This window comes from Streptomyces monticola, from assembly GCF_042665355.1.
Lineage (GTDB): Bacteria > Actinomycetota > Actinomycetes > Streptomycetales > Streptomycetaceae > Streptomyces > Streptomyces monticola.
The window spans coordinates 53,128-77,300 of record NZ_JBHTCF010000018.1 but is presented as its reverse complement, the minus strand read 5'-3'; the positions used below and the strand labels follow the sequence as shown (position 1 = coordinate 77,300).

General features: G+C 69.2%; 21 protein-coding genes and 4 pseudogenes. 13 read left to right on the top strand and 12 right to left on the bottom strand.

What is annotated here, in order from left to right:
- Window positions 1–56: 56 nt before the first annotated feature.
- A complete protein-coding gene (locus ACFQVC_RS32440; protein ID WP_381837336.1) occupies window positions 57–224 on the top strand; it encodes an InlB B-repeat-containing protein in 168 nt (55 codons plus the stop codon).
- A gap of 3 nt (window positions 225–227) precedes the next feature.
- Here ACFQVC_RS32440 and ACFQVC_RS32435 read toward each other — a convergent pair whose 3' ends face one another.
- The gene (locus ACFQVC_RS32435; protein ID WP_381837334.1) at window positions 228–1,178 is read right to left on the bottom strand and encodes an NAD(P)/FAD-dependent oxidoreductase; all 951 of its coding nucleotides are present in this window, start codon (window positions 1,176–1,178) and stop codon (window positions 228–230) included.
- 173 nt (window positions 1,179–1,351) lie between these two features.
- Between ACFQVC_RS32435 and ACFQVC_RS32430 the strand changes: the two genes are divergently transcribed.
- The gene (locus ACFQVC_RS32430) at window positions 1,352–2,617 is read left to right on the top strand and encodes an alpha/beta hydrolase fold domain-containing protein (protein WP_381837332.1); all 1,266 of its coding nucleotides are present in this window, start codon (window positions 1,352–1,354) and stop codon (window positions 2,615–2,617) included.
- A 94-nt stretch (window positions 2,618–2,711) separates the two neighbouring features.
- Here ACFQVC_RS32430 and ACFQVC_RS32425 read toward each other — a convergent pair whose 3' ends face one another.
- Window positions 2,712–4,907 carry an L-type lectin family protein gene (locus tag ACFQVC_RS32425; RefSeq protein WP_381837330.1) on the bottom strand — a complete coding sequence of 732 codons (2,196 nt, stop codon included), beginning with the start codon at window positions 4,905–4,907 and terminating at the stop codon, window positions 2,712–2,714.
- Window positions 4,908–5,176: 269 nt separating this feature from the next.
- Between ACFQVC_RS32425 and ACFQVC_RS32420 the strand changes: the two genes are divergently transcribed.
- The gene (locus ACFQVC_RS32420) at window positions 5,177–6,043 is read left to right on the top strand and encodes an LLM class flavin-dependent oxidoreductase (protein ID WP_381837328.1); all 867 of its coding nucleotides are present in this window, start codon (window positions 5,177–5,179) and stop codon (window positions 6,041–6,043) included.
- 80 nt (window positions 6,044–6,123) lie between these two features.
- Here the strand turns inward: ACFQVC_RS32420 and ACFQVC_RS32415 are convergent, their stop codons facing one another.
- On the bottom strand, window positions 6,124–7,503 hold the full coding sequence (locus tag ACFQVC_RS32415; RefSeq protein ID WP_381837566.1) for an MFS transporter: 1,380 nt from the start codon (window positions 7,501–7,503) through the stop codon (window positions 6,124–6,126).
- A gap of 20 nt (window positions 7,504–7,523) precedes the next feature.
- On the bottom strand, window positions 7,524–8,111 hold the full coding sequence (locus ACFQVC_RS32410; RefSeq protein ID WP_381837326.1) for a cysteine hydrolase family protein: 588 nt from the start codon (window positions 8,109–8,111) through the stop codon (window positions 7,524–7,526).
- Between the two features lie 166 nt (window positions 8,112–8,277).
- Between ACFQVC_RS32410 and ACFQVC_RS32405 the strand changes: the two genes are divergently transcribed.
- The 5 genes and pseudogenes from ACFQVC_RS32405 to ACFQVC_RS32385 all read left to right on the top strand — a co-directional run bounded on the left by ACFQVC_RS32405 (window position 8,278) and on the right by ACFQVC_RS32385 (window position 13,040).
- Window positions 8,278–8,724 carry a MarR family winged helix-turn-helix transcriptional regulator gene (locus ACFQVC_RS32405; RefSeq protein ID WP_381837325.1) on the top strand — a complete coding sequence of 149 codons (447 nt, stop codon included), beginning with the start codon at window positions 8,278–8,280 and terminating at the stop codon, window positions 8,722–8,724.
- A gap of 108 nt (window positions 8,725–8,832) precedes the next feature.
- Window positions 8,833–9,978, top strand: a complete 1,146-nt coding sequence (locus tag ACFQVC_RS32400) for a TDT family transporter (protein ID WP_381837323.1) — start codon at window positions 8,833–8,835, stop codon at window positions 9,976–9,978.
- Window positions 9,979–10,969: 991 nt separating this feature from the next.
- A pseudogene (locus ACFQVC_RS32395) lies at window positions 10,970–11,752 on the top strand (low temperature requirement protein A); the annotation flags it as partial.
- A 133-nt stretch (window positions 11,753–11,885) separates the two neighbouring features.
- Window positions 11,886–12,239, top strand: a pseudogene (locus ACFQVC_RS32390) (transposase); the annotation flags it as partial.
- 180 nt (window positions 12,240–12,419) lie between these two features.
- Window positions 12,420–13,040, top strand: coding sequence for a DinB family protein (locus ACFQVC_RS32385; protein WP_381837321.1), 621 nt, complete (start codon window positions 12,420–12,422; stop codon window positions 13,038–13,040).
- A gap of 97 nt (window positions 13,041–13,137) precedes the next feature.
- Here the strand turns inward: ACFQVC_RS32385 and ACFQVC_RS32380 are convergent.
- Window positions 13,138–13,539 (bottom strand): annotated as a pseudogene (locus ACFQVC_RS32380) (transposase); the annotation flags it as partial.
- 570 nt (window positions 13,540–14,109) lie between these two features.
- Here ACFQVC_RS32380 and ACFQVC_RS32375 point away from each other — a divergent pair.
- The gene (locus tag ACFQVC_RS32375; protein ID WP_381837319.1) at window positions 14,110–14,547 is read left to right on the top strand and encodes an RlpA-like double-psi beta-barrel domain-containing protein; all 438 of its coding nucleotides are present in this window, start codon (window positions 14,110–14,112) and stop codon (window positions 14,545–14,547) included.
- Window positions 14,548–14,862: 315 nt separating this feature from the next.
- Here ACFQVC_RS32375 and ACFQVC_RS32370 read toward each other — a convergent pair.
- Window positions 14,863–15,087: pseudogene (locus tag ACFQVC_RS32370) on the bottom strand (helix-turn-helix domain-containing protein); the annotation flags it as partial.
- 217 nt (window positions 15,088–15,304) lie between these two features.
- Between ACFQVC_RS32370 and ACFQVC_RS32365 the strand changes: the two are divergent.
- The gene (locus tag ACFQVC_RS32365) at window positions 15,305–16,042 is read left to right on the top strand and encodes an SDR family oxidoreductase (protein WP_381837317.1); all 738 of its coding nucleotides are present in this window, start codon (window positions 15,305–15,307) and stop codon (window positions 16,040–16,042) included.
- Between the two features lie 270 nt (window positions 16,043–16,312).
- Here the strand turns inward: ACFQVC_RS32365 and ACFQVC_RS32360 are convergent, their stop codons facing one another.
- A complete protein-coding gene (locus tag ACFQVC_RS32360; protein ID WP_381837315.1) occupies window positions 16,313–16,930 on the bottom strand; it encodes a TetR/AcrR family transcriptional regulator in 618 nt (205 codons plus the stop codon).
- 208 nt (window positions 16,931–17,138) lie between these two features.
- Between ACFQVC_RS32360 and ACFQVC_RS32355 the strand changes: the two genes are divergently transcribed.
- Window positions 17,139–17,915, top strand: coding sequence for an SDR family oxidoreductase (locus ACFQVC_RS32355; RefSeq protein ID WP_381837313.1), 777 nt, complete (start codon window positions 17,139–17,141; stop codon window positions 17,913–17,915).
- A gap of 114 nt (window positions 17,916–18,029) precedes the next feature.
- Here the strand turns inward: ACFQVC_RS32355 and ACFQVC_RS32350 are convergent, their stop codons facing one another.
- Window positions 18,030–18,680, bottom strand: a complete 651-nt coding sequence (locus tag ACFQVC_RS32350) for a TetR/AcrR family transcriptional regulator (protein WP_381837311.1) — start codon at window positions 18,678–18,680, stop codon at window positions 18,030–18,032.
- A 108-nt stretch (window positions 18,681–18,788) separates the two neighbouring features.
- Between ACFQVC_RS32350 and ACFQVC_RS32345 the strand changes: the two genes are divergently transcribed.
- A complete protein-coding gene (locus tag ACFQVC_RS32345) occupies window positions 18,789–19,136 on the top strand; it encodes a DoxX family protein (RefSeq protein WP_381837309.1) in 348 nt (115 codons plus the stop codon).
- 320 nt (window positions 19,137–19,456) lie between these two features.
- Here the strand turns inward: ACFQVC_RS32345 and ACFQVC_RS32340 are convergent, their stop codons facing one another.
- Both ACFQVC_RS32340 and ACFQVC_RS32335 read right to left on the bottom strand, forming a co-directional pair.
- Window positions 19,457–20,293, bottom strand: a complete 837-nt coding sequence (locus ACFQVC_RS32340; RefSeq protein WP_381837307.1) for an endonuclease I family protein — start codon at window positions 20,291–20,293, stop codon at window positions 19,457–19,459.
- Between the two features lie 333 nt (window positions 20,294–20,626).
- Window positions 20,627–21,127: a hypothetical protein gene (locus tag ACFQVC_RS32335; protein WP_381837306.1), complete on the bottom strand. Its 501-nt coding sequence runs from the start codon at window positions 21,125–21,127 to the stop codon at window positions 20,627–20,629.
- Between the two features lie 320 nt (window positions 21,128–21,447).
- Here ACFQVC_RS32335 and ACFQVC_RS32330 point away from each other — a divergent pair, with 320 nt between their 5' ends.
- A complete protein-coding gene (locus tag ACFQVC_RS32330) occupies window positions 21,448–21,957 on the top strand; it encodes a hypothetical protein (RefSeq protein ID WP_381837304.1) in 510 nt (169 codons plus the stop codon).
- 73 nt (window positions 21,958–22,030) lie between these two features.
- Here ACFQVC_RS32330 and ACFQVC_RS32325 read toward each other — a convergent pair whose 3' ends face one another.
- Both ACFQVC_RS32325 and ACFQVC_RS32320 read right to left on the bottom strand, forming a co-directional pair.
- Complete coding sequence (locus tag ACFQVC_RS32325) at window positions 22,031–22,579, bottom strand: RBBP9/YdeN family alpha/beta hydrolase (protein ID WP_381837302.1); 549 nt, start codon at window positions 22,577–22,579, stop codon at window positions 22,031–22,033.
- Window positions 22,580–22,778: 199 nt separating this feature from the next.
- Window positions 22,779–24,158 (bottom strand): MFS transporter, encoded by a 1,380-nt coding sequence (locus ACFQVC_RS32320; protein WP_381837300.1) that lies wholly within the window; start codon window positions 24,156–24,158, stop codon window positions 22,779–22,781.
- Window positions 24,159–24,173 lie beyond the last annotated feature (15 nt).

The window sequence follows — 24,173 nt, the reverse complement described above, 5'->3', positions numbered from 1 at the left end:
GTTCGCTCGCACCGCCGCACCGGCGAGCGCGGGCCTCGGTGGTGGGGGGGGCGCGGGTGCGGGCCCCCTACCGCCCAGGCAGCAGAGTCACCGTCGAAGCCAATCCCAAGCGCGGCCACCGGCTGACCGGCTGGACCCTGGACGGCAAGCGCCTCAAGAGCCGGTCGGCACGGCTCGCCATCGGCATGAGCAAGGCACGCACGCTCACCCCGGTCTTCAGCTGAGCCTCAGCTACGGCTGTCGGACGCCCGCCGCTCCCGCACGGCCTGCTGCGTCTCCTCCTGCACCAGGTCGGCGTTCACGGCCATGGCCGCGGCGGAACCCGCGGAGGCGGCATTGATGACGGACGCGGTGGGGGTGGCCACGTTGCCCGCCGCCCACACCCCGTCGACGCTGGTGCGCCCCATGGCGTCGATCACGGGGCAGCCGTTGTCGTCGGTGGCGCAGCCCAGCTTGGTCAGGAGCTGGTCGTTGAGCTCGGGCAACGGGGCGATGAAGGCGGCCGTGCGGGGGTGTACGTCGCCATCGGCGAGTGCGATGCCCCGCAGGCCGCCGTTCCTGTCGGGCACCAGCCGGGCCACGGTGCCGTCGACGACTGGGACGCCCCGGGCCATCAGCTGCTCGTGTTCCTCGGGCGCGAGCGGCCGGTCATGGGGGAAGTACGTGACGTCGTCTGACCACTGGCGTACCAGGAGTGCCTGGTGGACCGACATCGGATGGCCCGCGATGACTCCGATCGGCTGGTCGCGTACCTCCCAGCCGTGACAGTAGGGGCAGTGCAGGACGGCCCCGCCCCATTGCTCGGCCACTCCCGGAATTGCGGGTAGTGCGTCGCGCAGGCCGGTGGCGACCAGGACCCGGCGCGCATCGAACTCGCGGCCGCCGCGCAGGCGCGCCACGAGAGCCGAGGTGATCTCTTCCACCTGGCCGTCGATCAACTCCCCGCCGTACCCGGCCACTTCGGCCCGCCCTTCGGAAAGGAGGTCGCCGGGCGGCATGCCGTCGCGGGACAGGAATCCGTGCATGTGCGCTGCCGGGGCGTTCCTCGGGGCGCCGGCGTCCACCACCGCGATGCGGCGCCGGGCACGGGCGAGCACCAGGGCGGCGCTGAGACCGGCAGCACCTCCTCCGACTACGACGACGTCGTACGCCGATGCCTGCACTCTCGTGCCGGTCATGCCGTGGCCACCTCACTGTTCTTGATCCACTCGGTGATTGCAGCCTCGGTCCGGTGAGCGCAGGCGGCAACCGGGGAGCGCCGGGCGGGAAGCCGAGTCGCCCGCAGGAATCCCACCGGGACCACCGCCGCGCCTCAACAGGCGCTCCGCGCCCGGCTGTGACGATGTCCTGCATGAACGACTCCAGCAAGAGCGGGACGGGCCCCGACCTGACCCACGCGGCGGGCGAAGCCGGCGACGCGCCGCGTGAAAGGCCGCCTTGGCGCTGGAAACCGGCGGGCACATCCGAGTGGGTGCTCACCGTGGCGGCCGCGCTGCTCGCGCTGATGGGCGTGGTCACCGCCGTGGCCGTGCTCTGGATCGTGAGCCCGCTCGTGCTCCTGCGCATCGCCGTACTGGCCTTCCCTCTGCACCTTCTGCTCATCGCCCTGGTGACCTGCGGCCTGGTTCTGCTCGCCCGGCGGCAACGCATGCTCCCGGCGGCCTTGTGTCTGACTCTGGCCGTGGTGCTCGCCGTCACCGTCGCCGTGTGGCCGACGGTGGCCCTGTGGCGGCGGGCCGACGGCGTGGGCGTGCCGGTCTCCCTCGGCACGTACGCCGCCAACTCCCTCAACCCCAACTTCGAGGACCGCGACCCACGGCGCAGCCGTACGTACGCGACGCTGTCCGACGGTACGAGACTCGAGCTCGACGTGTGGCGGGCCCGCGCATCGGGCTCCGGCGGCCGCCCACACCCGGCGGTCGTGAAGCTGCACGGCGGCGCCTGGGTGGCGGGGTACCGCAGCCAGCAGCCCAAGTGGAACATCTGGCTGAACAACCGGGGTTACGACGTCTTCGACGTGGAATACCGTCTCGCGCCGCCCGAGCGCTGGAAGGACGCGGTCGGCGACGTGAAGTGCGCGCTCGGCTGGGTCGCCGCACACGCCGATGAATACGGCGTCGATCCCTCGCGTATCAGCACCCTGGGCATGTCCGCAGGGGGCAACCTGGCGATGCTCGCCGCCTACACCACCGATGCCCCCGCTCTGCCGCCGTCCTGCGATGTGCCCAAGGTTCGGGTCAAGTCCGCCGTCAGCCTCTTCGGGCCGCCGGACATAACCCGGCTCTACGACGCCACCGGGTCGACGATGGGGGTGGGCCCGGCGCTGCGCAAGTACATCGGGGGCACCCCGCGGGCCTTCCCCGAGCGCTACCGGGCGGTGTCGCCGCTGTCCCGCGTGGGCGCCGACTCGCCGCCCACGCTCGCCTTCCAGGGCGAGAGCGACTTCTTCCCCGCCACCGCGACCCGCCTCCTCGGCCGGTCCCTTCACCGGGCTCAAGTGCCGCACGAGACCGTCCTGTTGCCCGGTACCAGCCACAGCTACGACGCCAACTGGGGCGGTTTCGCCACCCAGATCACGCGAGCGAAGCTGGCGGAGTTCCTGCGTCGGCGCGGCTGAGCCCGGCATGACTGCTCCTGGCTGAGCCTGGCTGAGCCGCGGTGCGGACCGCCCGGCGGGGCGTCCGCGCCGCGGCTCATCGCCCGGCGGCCTGCTACCGCTTGACCGGCACCGCCACCGTGGAGAACGGCTGGTCACTGCTGTCGTCCGGGTTGCCGCCCGTGTAGGCGTAGTAGTCGAAGACGACCTCGTCGACGCCCTCGTCGACCATCACCTCGACGGTCATCGGCTTGTAGGAGCCTCGCGCTGGGATGCCGTCGTCCTGGCGGGCGCAGATCACCCAGCCGCTGTCCGCGATCCGGCACACGCTGCCCCAGTACGCCTGGCCGCCCACGGTCTTGATCCGGGCGCCCTCGCGGGGCTTCAGCCAGAAGCTGACCCGGTCGTTGACCAGAGCGTCGGTGTTGTTGTTCACCGTTACGTCCATGGCGTTGCTGCCGGGCTTGAGCGCCTCGGTGGTGCTGCCTTCCCAGCCATCCTTCGGGGTGAGGGTGGCACTGAGCGGCGGGGGCGGCAAATCCTTCAACTTGAAGGCGCTCTTGGACCTTTGGACGTCCCTGTTGTCCGGGCCCTTGGTCAGGGTGTAGGTCCCGGCGAGCTCGTCCGGGGCGTCCTTGGCGACCTCCACCTCGATGGGGACCTCGCCCAGGGTGAGGTTCGCCGGCACGTCCCTCTTGGTGGTGCAGGTGACCCGCTGCCCGGCGACTGTGCACTCGTCCTTCCAGAAGTTCTCGGTCGAGCCGCCGGCCCGCAGGGGCGTGATGCCCACGGGGAAGTCGTACACGAAGGAGATCGGCCCCTTCACGGGTACGTCGTCGTGGTTGCCAAGGACGGCGTTGACGTATCCCTTGCCGCCCTTGAGCAGTGTTTCGGCCCAGCTTCCGTCCTCGTAGGCGGTCGCCGGACGGATGTCCGCCACCAGGCGGGGCGCCTTCGTCGCCTGGGGCTCCTGAACCTCCTTGGGGCCCTTCGCGAAGGTGAGCGGGATCTCCACGGCGGGAGCCCGGTGCCCGCCCTGCGCCTGCACCGAGGACTTCACGGCGCCCTGCCCTGCCGCGTCCGCCTCGACCTTGGTCGTGAAGGTGACCGGTGGGAACCGACGTCCGGGCTCGATGGCCTTGGCGCCACCGGCGTCATAGGTGCAGCCCACCTGCTGCCTCTTTGTCCGGCACGTCCAGCCGTCGCCGGTGGCCTCGCCCGGAAGCACGCCCTTGGGGAAGGTGTGCTCGACCTTGACCTCGCCCTTCGTACGAGCGGCGACCTTGTCATTGGCCGTCGTCATGGTCCAGCCGACGTCCGCGCCGGGTGTGAGGGGGCCGTCCGGTTTCAGGCTCGACGTGACGTTGGCTTCGACGGTCTCGATGCTCGCGTTCCATACGTCGTGGGTGCTGGCCCGCATTCCGGTGCCGGCCGCGATGCCGACCCGAAGCGTTTCGGGCACCTTCGGCTGGCCCTCGATCTTCCCGCTCAGGTCCACGGGGTCGATGACCTTCACAGGGCCGCGGCCGTCGTGGAAGTCAATGGCCACGGACAGCATGCCGGTCGGCAGCAGGTCCACATATGCCGTGCGCTTGGCGTCCGCGCGCTTCTTGGCGGTGGGAACGGCAAGCGGCTGCTTCAACTGCCGTCCCGTCACCACCGGGTTGGGCCGACCGTCGCCCTCGATCCGGGATGCGCCGCGGACGGTGACGGAATTCGGTTTTCTGCCCCCCTCCCCCGCGTTGCTGAAGTTCCCGTATTCGTCGAGGCCGACGCCCAGATAGCCGCCCTCGATGCCCGTGTAGCCGAGGCCTCCGCCCATCTGTCCCGGCTTCTTGGGCCGCTTGGCCGCGCCGTCCAGGAGGAACAGTGAAATGCCGTCGGCGGCGACCTCGGAGTCGTAGCTGGCGAAGTCCACCTTGAACCGCATGCCTTCGGCGGAGGGGAAAGCCTTCTCGCTGAGCAGGAACCCACTCTGGTCGGGCTTGTTCGAGGTGAGCCGCAGCGCTCCTCGACCCGGCTCGTCCACCTTGCCGTCCGGGCACTGCCCCAGCGGTCCCTTCCTCGCCTCGGCCGCGGTCAGGCACGCCCATCCCGAGGTATCGCCGGCGCCGTCCGCCGAGCTGTACCACTGGCCCGCGCCCAAGGACGCGCCGGTGAACGCTTCTTGGGCGATCTCTTCCGCGTGGGCCGTGAGCGGCGACAGCAGCGACAGGGTCACGGCTGCCGCCGCGGCCATGCCCACGGGAAGGGGGATGCGCCTCCTCCAGGTCGCGTCTCTGCGTCGCCGCCGGTTGCCGGGATGCGCCATCGGGATGCCTCCTCCAGTCCCACGCGCGTGCCGTCTCGGCAGGAACGCGGGTCGGTGAACACGCATGGACGACTACTGACGGTCATGCGTTTCGACCAGAGGAACACCCTGTGTGAGGGGTGTGCGACCGCCGGAGGCCAGGCGAGTGATCTGTCCTGAGCGCCGGGCGGCGCGTGCCGGTGTGCCTGCGCGTGCGCGCAGCGGCAGCAGGCGGGACAGCGGCGCCCCGCTCTGCACTGCGGGGCTGCGGGGAATTAGATTCGTACACCATGAAGCTTGATGCGGTGATGTGGCCGGACGCGCCCTGGCCGACAGCGCGGGCCGAGTGGCAGCTCGCGGAGAATCTCGGGCTCGGTGCGGGTTGGCTCTACGACCACTTGTTCTGGCAGCGGACAAGGCCCTGGCACGAGGCGTACACCACGCTCGCCGCGGTCGCCGCGAGCACGACGCGGATCGGCATGGGCACGATGGTGACCTCGCCCAACTTCCGCCACCCGGTGACGTCGGCCAAGGCCGCCTTCACTCTGCACGACATCTCCGGCGGCCGTTTCACGCTGGGTGTCGGCGCGGGCGGCTCGGGCGGGGACGGCGACGCGTTCGGGCTTCCGGCGCCGTCGCGTGGCGAGCGCACCGCCCGTTTCGCCGAGTGGCTGGCGCTCACGGATCAGCTGCTCGGTGTGGACACCACCGATCACACCGGGCGCCACTTCTCCGCCCGCGGCGTGGCCATCGGCGCGGACGGCACCTCCGCCACCCGGCCTCCGCTGGGCGTCGCCGCAACCGGCAAGCGCGGCATGGCCCTTGCAGCCCGCTTCGCCGACCGGTGGCTCACCCAGGACATCAGCCAGGACCCCGCGGTCTACGCGGGCACCCCGCACGCCGAAATCAAGCGGCAGACCGACCTCCTCGACGAGGTCTGCCACACCCACGGCCGGGACCCGGCCACCCTGCCGCGCCTGTGTGTCCTCGGCTACGGCGACGAACGCCCCCTCGCCTCCATCGAAGCGTTCCGCGACTGCGTGGGCCGCTACGGCGACCTCGGCATCTCGACCATCGCCGTGCTCTGGCCGCGTGGCGACGCCGCTTCCGCACAGCTGCGGGTCCTGGAGGAGGCGGCCGCCGAATCCACCGGCTGAGCACGAAAGGCCGCTGCGAAGGCGGTGGTTGACGGCCGGGGTCCGGCAATCAGCTCCGAGTCGGGCGCGGACTCCGGCCGTCAGCTCCGAGCCGGGCGCGGGGTCAGGAGTACGAGGACGACTCCCGCCGCGCCGACGGCGAGGCCCAGGTGGTGCAGCCCCGCGTCCCCCGTGTGCGGGGCCGCGAGCAGTGCCACGGCGGCTCCGGCGAGGTTCGCTCCGGCATACTGACTGGTGCGGTACAGACCGGAGGCCGCGCCCGTGTCGCCGGGCGGTGTGGCCGCGTAGACGGATGCCTGGTTGGCCATGTTCGCCAGACCGTTGGGCAGGCCGAGGAGGGCCAGGACGGCAAGCAGGGCGAGCAGGGGCGTGTGGCGGTCGACGGCCGTGCCGAGCAGCAGCCCGCCGGCGGTGAGGGCCGCGGCTGCGGCCAGGAGTGCGGCGCGTGGGCCGCGGTGCTCGGTGAGGCGGGCCGCGAGGAGGGTCGAGGCGATTCCCAGGGCGGCGAGCGGCAGCATGATGATGCCTGCCCCGGCGGCGTCGAGGTGTCGGGACTCCTCCAGCCACTGCGGCAGTCCGTAGAAGAGGGTGTAGAAGCCGGTGGCGGCTACGGCGCTGCGCAGGTAGGCGAGGGACAGGGACGGGCGGGCGAGCAGCCGTACGTCGAGGAAGGCGTCGCGCCGGCGCCGGGAGTACGCCACCAACAGTGCGGCCAGGGGCGGAACAGCGGCGAGCCAGAGCCACTGGGGGCGGGTCTCCAGGGAGAGCAGCCCCAGCATGAGGGTGGTGGCGGTGGCCGTGAACAGCAGCATGCCGGGCAGGTCCATACTCCGAAGTGCCGTACGCGCTCGGGTGGTTGGGGCCGGGTCCGGGGGTATGGAGCGGCTCAGTGCCACGGCGGCGGTGAGCGCGAGCGGGACGTTGATCCAGAAGGTGCCGGGCCAGCCGAGCAGACCGCCGAGGGCCGGACCGAGGGCCGCGGCGGTCTGGGAGGCGACGGCGAGCAGCGCGAGGGCGCTGCCGGTCGCGCTCCCGGTGCGGGCGGCGGCGCCGCGGATGAGGGCGACGCCCGCGGGGAACTGGGCCGCTGTGCCGATGCCGATCAGGACCCGCAACCCGATGAGCACGCCGAGCGAGGGTGCCCACGGCGCGACGGCGGAGGCGGTGGCCACCAGCGCGAGGCCGCCGAGTGCCGTGCGGCGCGGGCCGAAGAGGTCGGCGATCCTGCCGGTGGCGGGGGCGGCGACGGCGGCGGCGAGGAAGAGCCCGGACACCAGCCAGGTCGCGTCGCCGCCCCCGAAATGCGCCCGTACGCCGCTCAACACCACCGCAATCATGGAGGAGTTGAGCGGCTGCAGGATGGTGCCGAAGGCGATGGGGGCGGCGATGCGCGCGGACAGCTGCCGGGGCGCACTCAGGCGCTGCGGGTGCCGTCCGCGCTCGGCGGGACGCGGGGTCACGGTGGTCAACGCCGTACGGGTCAGGCGCCGAAGGCCTGCGCGACGGTGGTGATCTTCGCGGTGTGGGCGAGGATCCGCAGGGCCGCGGCGCGGTCCTCCGCGGTGGCGGCCGCGGTGGCGTCCTCGAGGACCTCGATGCGGAAATCGCGGTCGTGACCCTCGCGGGCGGCGGAGAGGACCACCAGGTCGGTGGAGACTCCCGCGAGGAGCAGGGTGTCGATGCCGCGGGTGCGCAGCTGAAGCTCCAGATCGGTGTTGTGGAAGGGGCTGATGCGGTGCTTGACGATGACCGGCTCGCCCGCTTCGGGCCGCACCGACTCGTGGATCTCGGTCGCCCAGGTGCCGAGCCCCAGGGCCTCGTACTTCTTGGCGTCGCCGAGCAGCGGCGAGGTGGGGGTCCAGTCCGCGTAGTCGGGGGCGAAGCCGACGGTGACGAAGAGGACGGGGATGTTCGCGGCGCGGGCCTTGGCCAGGGCGGCCGCGGTGTTCTCCAGGACCTTGTGCTTGGCGACCTGCTCCGGGTAGCCCCAGGCGGCGAACTTGCCGTCCGGGTGGACGAGTTCATTGATCACGTCAAGGACGATCAGGGCGCGGCGGTCGTTCGACATATCGCCTTCTCTCACATCTCTCGATTTCGCGGGCCGACAGCTCATGCCCGACGATTCACACGAAACAGCTAGCTGATACTCATCAGTCGACTGATTCTTATTTCAGACATAACGTACCACGATGACCCCGATATGTCAGCCGACTAATACCTGTAAGCTGGCTCACATGTCGCCCGAAGCACGGCCACAACGGCTGCTCAAAGCCTTCAAGCAGGCAGAACTGCGCATCCGCGCCGCCAAGGAAACCGCGACACGCTCCGCCGGGCTCTCCCGTGCGCAGTACGTCGTCCTGCAGACGGTCTCGGCCGACCCGGGGGTCACCGCGGCCGAACTGGCCCGCCGCGGCGAGGTCACGCCCCAGACCATGTCCGTGCTGCTCACCCGCATGGAGAAGGCCGGGCTGATCGAGCGCAAGCCCCATCCGCGGCACTGCGGGGTGATGGAGATCCACCCCACCGGCGACGGCATCGCCAGATTCAAGGCCGCGGACGAGCAGCTCGGCCAGGTGGAGCGGCGGCTCCGCGACAGCCTGTCAAAGGCGGAGCAGGAGCAGTTCGAGGAGCTGCTCGGCCGCTGCGCGGGGGCCCTCGACACCGAGCAGGCGGGCGCCTAGACCCGCACGGGCGGGGCACGAAAGCAGGAGGCGGGGCGGCCGATCGACTCTCTCCGCCGGGGACCATGGCCCCTGCCCTTGCCAGTCGCCCGAGGCAACCATGAATGTATGGGTGCTCCCTCTCTGCTCGCGTGCCGCCCCGAGGGCCACCGGCCGCTCCGCGCGCTGGCACAGCCAAGTGACCTCTTCCGTGACTTCGGCCCGAACTGGTACGCCGCCGTCATGGGCACCTCCATCACCGCGACCGCCGGATTCACGCTGCCCGTCCACCTGCCCGGTATCGCGACAGGCTCAACGGCCCTGTGGGCGCTGTCGGTGCTCATGCTGCTCGGCGTGGGCGGCGCCCGGACCGTGCACCTGCTGCGCCACCGCGACCGCGCCCGGGCACAGTTGCTCGACCCCGGCATGGCGCCGTTCTACGGCTGTCTGTCCATGGCCCTGATGTCGGTCGGCGCGGCCACCCTCATCATCGGGCAGCGAGTGATCGGCACATCGGCCGCGGTCGGCGTCGACACGGCACTGTGGCTGGCCGGCACCGTCATCGGCGTCCTGGTCATGGTGGTCGTACCCGCCCTGATGCTCACCCGCTACGACGCCGACGAACGCACCCTCTACCCGACTTGGCTCCTGCCGGTTGTCGCCCTGTACGTGTCCGCCTCGCTCGGCCCCCTCCTGCTGCCGCACCTGCCCGACGGGCAGTGGCGCGCGGCCATGCTCATCCTCTGCTGCGCCATGCTCGGCATGGTCATGCTGGCCACCCTGATGATGCTCCCGGTGATCTGGGCACGGCTGCTTCGGCACAGCCTCGGCCCCGCCCACATGGCACCGACCCTCTTCCTGGTGCTCGGCCCCCTGGGCCAGTCGGTCACCGCCGTCGCCAAGATCGCGGACCTGGCCAAGGGCACGCTGCCCGAGCCGTACGCGACCGGCCTTCGCGGCATGGCCATGGTCTACGGGGTTCCTGTGCTCGGTGCCGCCCTGTTCTGGATCCTGCTCTCCGGGGCACTCGTGCTGCGCACCGCTCGCCGCGGCATGCCCTTCGCCCTCACCTGGTGGGCGTTCACCTTCCCGCTCGGCACCTGCGTCACCGGCGCCACCGCCGTGGCCCAGCACACCCACCTGGCCGCGGCCCGCTGGCTGGCCGCCGGCCTGTACGCCCTGCTCACGGCGCTGTGGACACTCGTCGCCGTCCGCACGGCCCGCGCAGCGTGGACGGGACGGGCGTTTCTGCCTCCCCAGACCGCGCGGACCTGACCTGCCGCACGGGCGGGGCCCCCACGCCAGCTGTACCAACTGTTCGCTGATAGCGGCCGGTTCGGAATTCCGGTGCATCGCGAGCCAGGATCCCGGCGGCCGGCGCCGTCGAGGACAGCAACGGCACAAGGATCAAACTCCGCGAACGCCAGGGCCTACCGCGCCAGTTGCAGTCGCCGCGCCGTACAACCGTCGTGGTAGCGGAAATGCCAACTCTGGTTCGACTACACCCGACAGACCACTGCCCTACCTTCAGGCACTGCAAGGAAATAACGGATGCGCGGCGAAGACGAGTGGAATGTCAGGCAGGTTCGACCTCCATGGGGTTGTCCAGGGAGGCTGCTTGAGGGCGTTCCATTGGTTACGCACTCGGCTTGAGGAATGAGAAGAACGCTTCCATCTCCGTGGCACTGAAGTTCGGTCCAATCCCACGGAAGGAAAATCCTGCGCGGATCAAAAACGCGACTCTGGCCGCGCTAATGGCGACGGGCGTCGCTCTCGGTGGAGCTGGTGCGGCGGGCGCCTCCACATCTGCATGGCAGCTCTCGCAGACCGTTGATATCGCCGGTAGCGCACCGTCTTGCATCGCCTACACGGACTACCCGATACCAGTGGGCTGGACAAGCATCAGCAACTATTGCGGGGAGTCGATGAGCGTAAAGGTGGTCGTCAAGTACGGCCCCGATAGCGACTGTAAATTCCTGCGGAACTATGAGGGGTTTTCGCACTACTATTACGTAGGGAGTTTCCAGAACATCGTTACGTGCTGAGGCAGGGCCACGATCGGTCGATGAAACAGCCGGAGGGCGGCCAAGCGCCACCCTCCGGTCACCCTCGACCAGTCACCTGTCCGCACGGTTCGCACGCGCCAACTGCTCACCTACCGATGCCCTCGGGGACCTCATCCGCGTGCGCTCCGTAGTTCCACGGGTCGGCAGGCGCGGCGCCGTCAGTGCCACAGCCATCAGGAAGGCGCCTTAATAATCCGTATATGACCGGATCTGAAGCGTCGCAGCCGCCCTCCATGACCCCACCAGGCACCCCGCCGGACCAGCCGGCCCCTGGTGCGGCGAGTGAACGGCACGCAAGCTGGCTGGAGTTGTTCTTCGACCTGGTGGCGGTCGCCGGGGTGGCCCAGTTGGCGCACCGGCTGCACGAGGCCGCCAACTGGCAGGACGCGGCTGCCTATCTGGGCCTGTCCCTGGCGTTCTGGATCGCCTGGGTGACCTTCACGATGTACGCGAGCGTGGCCGACGAGACGGTCGGCTTCCACACCATGTACCTCGCCATGTTCGGGATGGCGACGATGGCCGCCGCGGTCCCGGAGGCCACCGGCGATCGCGCCACCGTCTTCGCCGCCGCCTACGTCCTCGTACGGCTCCTCTCCGCGCGCGTGTGGGAACAGCGCAACGAGGCCCTGGTGGACTGGCCCACCGGACAACTCGCCGCCGGCCTGCCCCCGTGGATCGCCTCGTTGTGGGTGGAGGGGCCCTGGCGGTACGGCCTGTGGGCCTTCGGCCTGGCCCTGGACGTCGCGCTGCCTGCCCTGCTGAACACCGACCGCTTCCTGGACCGCCTGCGCACCGCGCGCTCTCCCCAGCACCCCCGCAGTCGGCACCCCCGCAACCAGCGCGCCCGGCACCCGCAGGCGCCGCCCCTTCCCGTGCGCCTTGACTCCGGCCACATCGACGAGCGCCTTGGCCTCTTCACCATCATCGTGCTCGGCGAGGGAGTGGCCCAACTGGTCGCCGAGACAGCCTCGGTGGCCGACTGGAACCAGGTCGTCATTCGTCATGCTCATCTGCCTGTGGCGGCTCGCGTTCCGCTACGGCTTCACCGGCGTCCCCCACGTCTCCCTGCACACCGCGCCCGCCCGCGCCGTGCTGCCCGCCCACTTCATGACGACGGCGGCCCTCACCGCAGCGACGGGCGGCGACATGGACGCCTTCGGCAGCGCGGACCGCCTGGCCGGCTTTGCCGGCCTGGCCCCGCAACCTCGCGACTCGGGCCGCATCAGCGGCAACCTGCGCAGACCCCGCCGCTATCACCGCGGGCTGCTCCGAACCATGTACTTGTCGGCAATGGCCAGCCTCAAATCCTGTCCTGACTCCAAGGTGTATTACCAACGCAAGCGGCGGGAAGGGAAAGGCCACAAGCAGGCTCTGCTTGCCTTGGCCCGTCGTCGCGTCAACGTCCTGTGGGCAATGATCCGTGACGGAGTGTGCTATCAGAGCTCACTTCAAGTCGCGGCTGCGGCTTGACAGCAGCATTGGGAAGTCCCGTAACCGCCGGATGAGACGTGTCCGCCAACGCCCAGTTCGCCGAGGAAAGCGCAGTTTGCCCCACCTGGTGAGGGCTCTCAGAAAATGGGACGCGACCGTTCCCCTGGTTGTGCCAGGCTGGCGGATCGCCCCGACACCAGTCCTACGCAGGAGCCTTCGATGACGACACCGTCCCGCTTGATTCCGCTGCTCGAGCAATTCGACTTCGCACGCGAGCGCCTCACCAACCGCATGGCAGGGCCCATCATGGACAGCGGCGACGGGGCGGATACCAAGGTGGGTCCCATGACCGACGAGGAGTATCTCTGGGAGCCGGTGCCCGAGTGCTGGTCGGTACGCCGACGCGTCGACGGGCCAGGATCGCGCGCGACTGTCCTCGTCGGCACCGGTGAGTGGGGGCGCGATGCCGCCTCCTACCCGCATCCCTGGCCGCCGCCCTTCACCACCATCGCCTGGCGCCTGAGCCACCTCAGCGAGATGCTGACCCTGCGCGCTGACCACACCGCCGGCGGCCATGTGCTGACCCGGGACGACTACCTCGTCAGCGGGGACGCCGCGGGGGCGGTAGCGGCCTTCGACGCCGGCGCCACGGCCTGGCACAAGGCGCTTCTGAGCGTGGATGACGCCGCACTCGACACCGTCGGGTTGTGCACCTACCCGCACGGCAGCGATGCGGAAGAGCCGTTCCTCGACATCGTGTGGTGGGTCAACCAGGAACTGCTGCACCACGGGGCCGAGATCGCCCTGCTGCGCGACCTCTATCGCACCGGATCGCACTGATCTCCACCCACAGCGGCTGACGCACCACGGCAGCCAGGTCTCGCGCCAGGGATGGCTTGACGTGAGTACGGTGCTCGCTGGCTGGCCTGGTCGGCTGTCCGGCGAGGACGATGTTGTGCAGGCGGGCGATGCCAGGCATGGCGTGATGGACGCCGTCGCCTTTGAGACGGCCGTCGCCCAGGATCTTCCAGCCCTTCATCCGGGCGAAGGCGCGCTCGATGCGGGCACGAACTCGTTTGTGGGAGCGGTTGTGTTCCTCCTTCCAGGCCGGAAGTTCGGCTTGGCCCGCCTGCCTACGGTGCGGGATGACCAGGCCGGTCCCTTGGTAGCCGCCGTCGGCGATGGTCATCGTCGCGCCGACGGCGGCCCTGGCACCGGACTCTTCCCAGCCGCGGAAGTCGTGCCGGTTGCCCGGCACGGGCCGACCGACCAGGATAATCTGGCGCGTGTCGGCATCGATGACCACCTGATGGGCCGTGGAATAGCGGTAGTTCTCAGAGGGCGTTGAGTGAGTCGTCGGTTCGGTTGTCCGGATTGAGGGCTTGCGGATGACCGGAGCTGCGGTCTGCTGGAGTCGTGACTGAGCGGCCGGCTCCCTCGGGTCGGGCTCAATTCACGGTACTGCCGGGGAGACTTGGCGTCATGACCGACCAGCTTGTCGCCCCCGCCGTGCTCGTCCGTGATGGCCGCAAGGGCGGCGCCCCGGCCTGATGGTTGGGGCGGTTCGTTATGCCGCAGCCCTCTCCGTGAGCGGCGTCGCTCTCCGGGATGTTCGCCCGTGACCTCTGCTCGTGGATCAAGTTCACCGGTCATGAGTCTTCGCGGGACGTGTGCCGTTGTCGTCTAGCGACTCGAACAACAACGCGAACACCAAGGCAGACGGCCGGGAGAACAACGCGATCAACAACTAGGCCGCGGCCCTGTCGGTGAGCGGCAGCCAGCGTAGGTGTATCTCGACGAGGCGCCGATCCGGTAGGACCGTCCGACTTTGCGTGTCTGCTAGCGAGTTACGCGATTCCTCCCACCGATACCGTGATGCTTGCATAAGTCATCGAATGGAGGAGTTGCCGTGAATCGTATTAGTGGGCGTATCGGGGCTGGTGCGGGGTTGGCGGGATTGGCGTTGAGCCTGCTGGTTGGCTCGCCGGCCCATGCGGAAGCTGTCGGCCCAGCGGCGGGAGGCCCGAAGCCCTCCTTTGCGTGCTCTGGGCGCCAAGGCCTCCCGACTTTTGAAACAACGACGAATCACTTCGCGGCGTCCGCTGGGATGAAGAACTTCGAACTTTGCCACAAGTGGATCGAAGTGACCCATGGGGACCACACCATCTACGCGAGGATCGTCGACAAGTGCAAGGCTTGCAAGGTGGGGGAGATCGACTTGACGCCCGCCGCGGTGAAGGCACTTGGCAATCCTTCCGCGAAGGACATCAAGTGGAAGGTCATTCAAGGCCCCCCGAAAGGGTCCCTCGCTCGCCTCAACGTCAATTCAGGCCTCAACCTGCTCTAGAGCGCCGAGCGCGAAGCTAGCCCTCGCAGGAGTGCCCCCGGTCCGCCGTCCAGGCCGGGGGCGCAGGCATGTTCAGCCGAGGTAGCTGACCTGCAGCACGGTGACCGTCTTCAGGGTGTGTCCGAGAAGGATGACGGCCCGGCCGTGATCGGTGTCGACGGACGGCCGGCGGCAGACCTCACAGGGCCAGGAAGTGGGGGCGTCAACGATGGTCACCGCGGTTCTCCTTGCACGGTGCGGGGTGGTCAGCGCTGGTTGAATCGGTCGGTCCAGTAGCGGCGATCCTCGGCAGCCTCGCTCCCAGGTCGCCCGGTGCACCAGCTGGCCGGAGGCGCGGATCTCCCGCCCCTGCTCCAGGTACGTGTACCAGGTGGCGCTGATCCCGGCCAGCAGTGCCAGTTCCTCTCGGCGAAGTCCCGGAGTCCGGCGGCGGCCGGTCTGGGGCAGGCCCACCTCGCCAGGAGTGAGGCGCTCTCTCCGGCTGCGCAGAAACGCATTCAACTGACGGCGCTGGTCGCGTCGGTCCGGCTGCGTGGGCATAGCGGGGCACCTTCAGTTCCAGAATAGGTACGGTCTGGATACCAGGCTGAAGCTCCTCAAGACTGGTGTGCGAGCACAAGGCCACGGCGCTACCGAGGGCCTCACACGGTCTCACCGGTACCCGGCCGTCCAGTGCGCAACAGCTTCCGACGCTCCCTCGGGAGCTGCTGCCGCTCAGTACCCCGGCCCCGGTGCCCAGGACGGAGAGGAAGACTTCATGTCCGGAATCGAGGGCAAAGTGGTGGCGATCACGGGAGCCAGCAGCGGCATTGGCGAGGCGACCGCGCTGCTGCTCGCCGCACACTGCGCGCGACTCGTCCTCGGCGCACGCAGGTCCGAACGCCTGGCGGAACTGGTGGCCCGGATCGAAAAGGCAGGCGGCAGGGCCGTGCAGATCCGCATCGACGTGACCCGGCGGGACGACCTGCAGGCCCTGGTCGCGCTGGCCGGTGAGCGCTTCGGCCGACTCGACGAACTCGTCAGCAATGCCGGAGTCGGCACCATCGCGCCTCTCGACGATTTGTGCGTCGAGGAGTGGGACCACATGGTCGACGTCAATGTGAAGGGCGTGCTGCACGGGATCGGCGCCGCGCTGCCGGGATTCCGGGCGCAGGGAACCGGCCACTTCATCACCACCGCCTCCACGGCCGCGTTTCGCATCGTGCCGACCATGGCCGTCTACGCCGGCACCAAGTTCGCGGTCCGGGCCATCTGCGAAGGGCTGCGGCAGGAAGCCGGCGACTCCTTGCGGGTGACCACCGTCTCTCCTGGTGCGACGGCGACCGACTTCGCCGAGGCGTCGACCAACAGCCAGGTCAGAGCGGAGATCACGAAGATGCGAGACGGGATCGCGATCCCGCCCGACGCGATCGCCCGGGCCATCGCCTTCGCGATCGAACAGCCTGTCACGGTCGACGTGAACGAGATCGTTGTCCGGCCCACCGCCCAGAGCTGACCTCCCCGGCCCTTCCGGTGCGGACACCCGCACCCGCCGGGCTGCTCATCCAACTGCCGTTGTCCTGCACGTCGGTCCCATGGGGAGCGCTGTCTGAGAACTTGGCGGTGCCTGCCTCAATGTGTGCTGGTGCGTCTGGGTGACGGCGCCGCCCAGCAAGGCGGAGGTACTCCGAAGTGTTCAGCGTCCTCGAAGACGAGTGGCGTGAGGAGGTCGGCTCGGAGGTGCACGAGTGGCTTTGGGCGCGCTCACCGGGTTCCGGTGGTTCAACTAGTCGGGTTTCGGCTGGAGTTCGTCGAGCCGGAGGAACTTCAGTGCGCGGCGCATCAGGTCGATGAGGTCCTCGGGGTCGTCCTGCCGGGCCCAGTGCTCCATGGTGACGGTGTACGCGTCCAGCACCGCGGTGGTCAGGAGCTGCACTTCGAGGCTGTCGGCAGAGGCTCCTGTGCGGGACGCGAGGGCCGGTGTGAGGCGTTCCCGCGTCTCCCGCCCCGCGGCGAGCCAGCTCATCCTCAGGGCGGGGACGGTTTCCAGGCTGCGGATGAGCCGACGGGCTCGGGCCGTGTCCTCCAGGCGACGCTCGGCTGTCGCCGTCACGAACGATGCCTCGATGGCGGCGCTCAGCGGTTCGTCGGCCGGGTGCGCTGCGAGTACGTCCACGAGTTGGCCGACGCCGGAGGCGAAGAGGGGGATGAGGGTGTCCTCTTTCGCCGGGCAGTAGCGGTAGAAGGTGCGCAGGGAGATACCCGCGGCCGAGGCGATGTCCTCGACGGTCGTCGTGTCATAGCCGCGGTCGGCGAACAGGGTCGCTGCGGCCTCCGCGATCTCCAGTCGGGTCTGAAGACGCCGCTGTTCCGTCAGGGACGGACGGCCCCGCGCTGCCGCCATCGTGTGCTCCTTGCCGTGTTTCGCCTCGGCCCTCATTGTCACAGACAGATTTTGCGGCATGGCATGCCAAAAAAGCGTACGTTGATTAAAGATTGTTCAGGAGCGGATCAGTCGATGGCCGGTGCCGGTCTATTCGGTACGCCTGCGCACGGCCGACACGCGATGATCAGCGACCCGTGAACGTACAGCGCCAGCGAAGGAGCCGACCATGTCCCGCACTTACCTCATCACCGGAGCCGCCTCCGGCATCGGCAGGGCCACCGCCACCCGACTCAAGGTGCAGGGGCACACGGTCATCGGCGCCGACCTCAAGGACGCGGATATCGTCGCGGACCTCGCCACCTCCGAGGGCCGGGCCCATCTGGTGCAGCGTGCGGGCGAGTTGAGCGGTGGGCGGCTCGACGCGGTGATCGCGAGCGCCGGGCTCGCCGGTTTCGAACCGCGCGCCGTGAGCGTCAACTACTTCGGCGCGGTCGCCACCTTGGAAGGGCTGCGTCCCCTGCTGGCTTCCGGTACGGACCCGCGCGCCGTCGTCGTCTCCTCGATCGCCTCCGTCCACCCGCACGATGCGGCCATCGCCGACGCGGCGCTCGCCGGTGACGAGGAAGCGGCGCTGGCCGCAGCCCAGGCAGCGGCCGACCGGGGCGAGGGCTATGCGATCTACGGCTCGACCAAGGCCGCCATCGCCCGGTGGGTACGCCGCACCGCCGTGACCGCCGACTGGGCGGGCGCCGGTATCCCCCTCAACGCCATCGCCCCCGGAACCGTCGTCACCCCCATGACCGAACCCATGCTGGCCAGCCCCGACCTGCGCCAGGTCATTGACGAGACCGTCCCCATGCCGCTCCACGGCCACGCAGCAGCGGCACAGATCGCTCCCCTGCTGGACTGGCTCACCTCCCCCGAGAACGAACTGGTCACCGGTCAGGTCGTCTTCATCGACGGCGGCGCCGACGCCGTACTGCGCGGCGACGGCACCTGGTGAGCCGTCAGGTGGCATGTGACCTGCAAGCGCAGTTGTGCGCCTTGCGACATCAGTGATCGGATCACCGACGACCGCGGCTTCGCCACCCGCATCATCAGCGAAGCCCTGTCCCGGTCATGGCGCGAGCGCCTCATCGCGTGCGGAGTATCCGTACAGGAAAGCGTGCACCCCGGCCGCGACCGCCGCCTCGCGCTCTTCGTCGGTGCGCGGGGCGCCGGGCATGGAGGGGTTGGCTCCGGAAATCAGCAGGGAGTAGTGCAGGGCCGCCTGTTCGGGATCCGCCACCCGGAGCTGGCCGAGTTCGGCGAGGCGGTCGCCCAGGGCCCGGCGCACCCGCAGTGGCCCTGCCTCCTGCCAGGCCGTCACCGCTTCCGCCGGGAGGTGTCCGGCCTCGGCATTGATCTGCCGTACCAGCGCGGAGTGTTCGGAGTCGGTGCCGGCCACGGTCCAGGCGAGCCCGAAGGCGACCAGGTCCGCCTCCAAGTCGGTGATTTTGCCGAGGTGCCGGTCGATCAGGTCGAGGTGCGCCTCCGCGATGCGGGCCGTGCTCGTCTGGATCACCGAGTGGAACAGCTCGGCCTTGTCCTTGAAGTGGTTGTAGATCGTGCGGGTCGACACCGCTGCCTCGCCGGCGATTCCGTCGATGCTCGCGCGGGTGTAGCCGTCCCGGGCGAAGACGGTGAGCGCCCCGGCGAGGATGGCCTGCCGCTTGTCGGCGGTGCCTCCTCGGGGGCGGCCCCTGGTGACGTTCTTGCTGGTCAACATGGACCTCCGGCAGTTAATTACAGCGGTCATTGCATTTATAGCTACGATCGTTGTACTTTACTGGCGTCCGGCCGCTCCGGCCAGTCCGAATTGCCCAGGGGGTCTGCCTTGTTCATCGCAACCGTCATCGTCAGCGCACTGCTCGCGCTGGTCCTGGCCGGGTCGGCCGTCGCCATCTGGACCCGGAACAAGGACGTCGTCGCCACCCTCGACGCGGTGCGCGTGCCCCACTCCTGGATTCCGCCGCTCGGCGCGGCGAAGGCCGCAGGCGCGGTCGGGCTCGTGCTCGGTCTGTTCGTGCCGTGGATCGGGATCGCCGCCGCGATCGGGGCGGCGCTGTACTTCGCCGGTGCCGTGATCTTCCATCTGCGGGCACGGCACTACGAGTTGGCTCCCGCGGGCGTGATCCTGGCGATGGCCGCGGCGGCGCTGGTGCTGCGGGTCGCGACCGCGTAAGGCCCGGTGCGTCCGCGGGGGCGTGGCGCGCCCGTGTGAGGCGTGGTGCGGTCCAGGGCCTGTTCGACGTCAGCGGGGACCTCCGCCTGTTCGCGGAGGATATCGGCCTGGCCTCTTCGACTGAGGCAGAGCAGTTCGGCGGCGCCAGCCCCATGAGCGCTACGGATCGCCGCGGTGGTGACCATCGACAGCGCCGCGCCCCCGGTGAGGCCGACCTGGACAAGCAGCTCGCCGAACCGCGAAGAGCTCCGGCGCGCAGGCGAAGGGGCGGAACTTTCCCTTCACCTCCACGCCGAAGCGATCCCGAACGCGCGGGCTGGCTACTTCCAGATGTCGCCGACCCATTCGGGGTGGTCGATGAACGGGTTACGGTTGTGCTGGAACTGGTCGAATATCACCTGGTTGCGGCGCTTTTCGAAGGCGTCCGGCGGGTCGTCGTTACTCCACTGCTTCAGGACCGACAGGCGGCCGATCGCGGGTGCCGAGCCGTTGTCGACCTGGTCGTTGGGCTCGAGGTCGGCGAAACCGTCCTCACCATCGTAGCGCACCGCCATGTAGAGAATCATGCGGGCGACATCGCCCTTGACCGCGTCGCGCGGTTCGTAGGAGTCGTCGTCGGTGTAGTTGCCCGGCGCCTCGGCCAGTTCCTCACCGCCGTTGTCGAAGTCCTTGCTGCCGCGGGTGCTGTTGACCGACACATCGGTCGGCCGCAGATGGTGGATGTCCGTACCCGGGCCGGTGGCGGTGCCGAAGTCGCCGTGGGACTTCGCCCACACATGTTCGCGGTTCCAGTCGTCCTCGCCACCGCCGTTGGTGGTCTTGGACTGTGAGCGGCCGGTGTACAGCAGGATCACGTTGGCCGGGTTGTCCGGGTCCTCGTCGGTGGCCTTGAGGGCGTCCCAGACCTCGTCGTAGGAGAGTTTGGTCTGCTTGCTGATGATCGTGTGCAACGCGCCCTTGAGCTCCGGTCCTGTCTTGCCGATCGCGTCCTTGTAGTAGGTGTCGTCCAGTGTCTGCTGCGCACTGCGGGGGCTGGGAGTGCTGGTGGGGGCGGGTGTGTCGGTGGCGAAGGCGACCGACGGGACGGCTATCGCGGCGATGGCGGCCGCGCTCAGCAGCGGGCGCCGCCAGGGGCGGTGCGAGCGATGAGCGGACATGGCGTGGGGGGCGTCCTCTCGCGTGACGGTATGGAGTTTCCTCAACACCCGACGTTGGACAGGGCCATGACAGGGTGTCAAGTGCCTTGCATGCTCCCACGTCACATTGGTTTCCCGGTGCACACCATCCGGCGATCACGTAACCATCGCGTGTCCACCCACTGCGGCGCGGCCGGTCAAGGGCACGGCGGGGCGCGACGGGCCCGACCAGGCCGGCCGAGGGCCCGCCACCTCGCCGGTGGGACGGCCATTTCCTGGCCATTTCCTGATGCGGTCGGATGCCGGAGGGGCAGATCTGCATTCCGGTGGAACACACCGGGAAGGAACGACCTCTCAACCGGTGCCGGACGCGATCCAGTCCTCGTTGCTGCGGTGACGGTCAAGGCCCAGCGCCTCGAACTCGTCCTCGCCCTCGTCCTCGTCCTCGTCCAAGCCCTTTTGCACGCCAAGCCGCCGCAGTCCTTGCGAAGTCGGCGTCAACGCCCGCGAGAACCGGCTGTTCTCGGGCTTGTCCAGTGGGCCCAGGGCCAGCGAGCCGTCAGCCCAGACGGCTGCGCGTTGCTCGCCGACTCCCCCGAAGTACTCGGCTTCCCCGTAGGCGACCGGCCCTGTGGAGGACCACTGGGCGAGCAGCGTCTCGAAGCTCCCCGGCGACTTCCAGAACCCCAAGGCTTCTCCGTCGCTGCCGTCCGCGCAGGCGTCGAAGACCTCATCGGTCATCGGCATCAGTGACAGGCCCTGACGCAGCGGCACCACTCGGGCTCCAGGAACCTCCCGCGATGCGCCGCGCAGCAACTCGTCCGCCGCGACCGCTGCCTGCAGTTCGTACCCCACCCCGCGGCCTCCCCTGCCGATTGGAGCCCCATCTTGCCTGACAACGCCGCGGACGCACCCACGTGGCTCCACGCCCCGGAACCCACACCCCAGCAGGGCTCCTGGCAGTCGGACCTTCAGATTCGACGGACCCGCTGGTTGCGGTCTACGGCTGGGATGCCGCGCCGCGCTCCCTGCGGAGGAAGACCCAACTCGCCTTCCAGTGACTGCCGTTGGCGTCCGGACAGGAGCCGGTGGCGCGTCGTACATATGCCGGTACGGGACGCTCGCGCTGTACGACCCCGGCGGGGGCGGTGAGATACGGCCGCCAGGCTCATCGGGTGAACATCTTCAGCGGCGCGGGGATCGACCTGGATCTGACCAACGGCGGCACCGAGGTGTTCGCCGAGACCCTCATGCTCGCCGTGTCCGATCTCGCCGAGGCGCCATGGGACTTCCGGTTCGCCGCACTGCTCAACCGCCAGGACCAGAACGTCATGGGCCGCGGTGCGGTCGCCTTCTGCCTGGAGGACATCGACTGGGGCTCCACCGCCGAGTACCGGGCACGGGCCAAGGACTTCGTACTGCGCGCCATCCTGCTTGCCCTGCAGCGCCACCGGTGGGATGAACTCGGCTATGAACCGCCGTATGCCGAGCAGTACTTGCGGCAGTTCCACACCATGGTCGACGCGCATGAACCTGCTCCCGCGCCGCCGCTGAACAGCGAGTTCCCCGGCCCCGACGAGGCGGCGATCGCATGCTGCGCGCAGCATCGGCTCTTGAGCGCCCTGCCGATGTGGGACTGCTGCCTCTTCTGCCACCGCACCCTGTATGAGACGGGAGTCAGTTGAGGTTGCCGCCTCGGCGCGGTGCCGGGTGGGAGTGCGCCCGGGCAGAGCCGGTAGCCGGGCGCTCCCTGGTGGATCACTGCTGGGCGAGCGAGTCCAGGAGTTCACGGCCGTGCTGCCACGAGCCCAGTCCGCTGGCGGAGTTGAGGTGTCCGTACTCCCCCACCGGGTGCCATCGCGCCTCCCATCGCGCCGCGAAGTCGGCGGTTGCGTCGAGGGTGCTGTACGGGTCGTTGGCGCTGCCCACCACCAGGGCCGGGCATGGCAGCGGTTGTGCGGACACGTCGGTGAACGTCGCGGCCGCCTCCCGGGGGAACGCCCGCCCGCGCGGGTCGGGCGGCGCGACCAGAAATGCGCCGGCTATCGGGACGGAGGGGTTGTTGTCGAGCCAACTCGACGCGGCCCAGCAGCCCAGGCTGTGGGCCACCAGCACAACCCTCCTGTCCTGCCGGGAAGCTTCGTCGTAAGCCTCCTGGACGGCGCCGAGCCAGTCATCCAGATCGGGGGCGGACCACGAGGCCGGGGAGATCCGCACCGCCGAAGCGCCCCACTGCCGCTCCCACAGGGTCTGCCAGTGCTGCCCGTCCGAGCCGTCGATGCCCGGGATGATGACATACGCCGCCACTTGACCATCACCGTTTCTCTCGTTGCCCCCTGTGATCATGGGAGCATCTGGCGCAGATTCTGCCGGATGCATCGGGGCCGCGGCAGTGGCAGTGGCAGTGGCAGTGGCACAAATGATCTCGGTGAAGGCGGTGCGGACACCAAGCGCCAACCGCCAACCGCCTTTGCTGTCACGGCGTTGGCGGTTGGCGCGCTGACTCTCAGGCGGTGGTGGGCTGGGCGTCGGTCCCGGTGGGGGTCGTGGGCGCGTCGCCCATGGTGTCGTTGCGGCTGCCTCCGCGTACGAAGAGGACGCTCAATGCGGCCAGCAGGCCGACGACGGTCAGGCCGACCAGGCCGCCCTTGGTGGAGCCCGTCGTGGTCTCCAGGATGCCGAAGGCGGTCGGGGCGACGAACCCGCCCAGGTTTCCGATGGAGTTGATCAGCGCGATGCCCGGGGCGGCGGCGCGGGCGTCGAGGTAGTTCTGCGGGATGGTCCAGAAGATGGGGGACGCCGGTTTGAAGCCGACCGCGGCGATACAGAGGGCGCCGAGGCCGAGCCACGGCGATACGTACACGGCGAGCAGTGTGCCGATTCCGCCGATGAGGAGCAGGGTGACCAGCAGGGGGCGGCGCTTGCCCATGCGGTCGGAGATCCGGCCGGAGATCCAGACGGCGGCGATCGCGAACATCCAGGGCACGGAGGTGAGGAGCCCGACCTGGAACTCGGAGAGGCCACCGATGTCGGCGACGATCGAGGGGAGCCAGAACGTCACCGCGTACAGGGCGACGTTGATCGCGAAGTAGATCCAGAGGAAGAGCAGCATCTGGGGGTCGGCGAGGAGTTTCCAGCGGGAGACCTTCGCGCTGCCGCGTTTGCTCTCGCGTGCGGCCTGCTCGGCGTCGATGGTGGCGGCGAGCCCGCTCTTCTCCTCGTCGGTGAGCCAGTCGGCGCTCTCGATGCTGTTGTCCAGGAAGCGGTAGACGACGAAGCCGAGGACGACCGAGGCGATGCCCTCGATGAAGAACATCCACTGCCAGCCGGCGTGACCGAGCAGACCGTGCATCTCCATCAGGGCGCCGGAGACCGGGCCCACGATGACGGTCGCCGTTCCTGAGCCCATCAGGAAGATGGAAGTGGCGCGGCCGCGGTGGGAGTCGGGCAGCCAGCGGGAGAAGTAGTAGATGACCGCAGGGAAGAAGCCCGCCTCGGCGACTCCGAGGAGGAAGCGCAGGACGTAGAACATCTCGGCGCTGTTCACGAAGGCCATGGCGGTGGCCACGACACCCCAGCTGATCATGATCCGGGTGAGCCAGATCCTTGGGCCGAACCGTTCCATCAGGATGTTGGAGGGCACTTCGAAGAGTGCGTACGCGATGAAGAAGACGCCCGCGCCGATGCCGAACGCGGCGGCGGACAGGCCGGTGTCCGCGCTCAGTTCGTCCTTGGCGAAGCCGATGTTGACGCGGTCCATGTAGTTGGCGACGAACATGACGAAGAACAGCGGGATGACCCGTTTGAAGATCTTCTTGATGGCTGACTCGACCGCCGGCGGGTGGTGCACGGCTTCGTTGGCGGCGCTGGGTGGTACTGCGGACACGAGCGGCTCCGATCG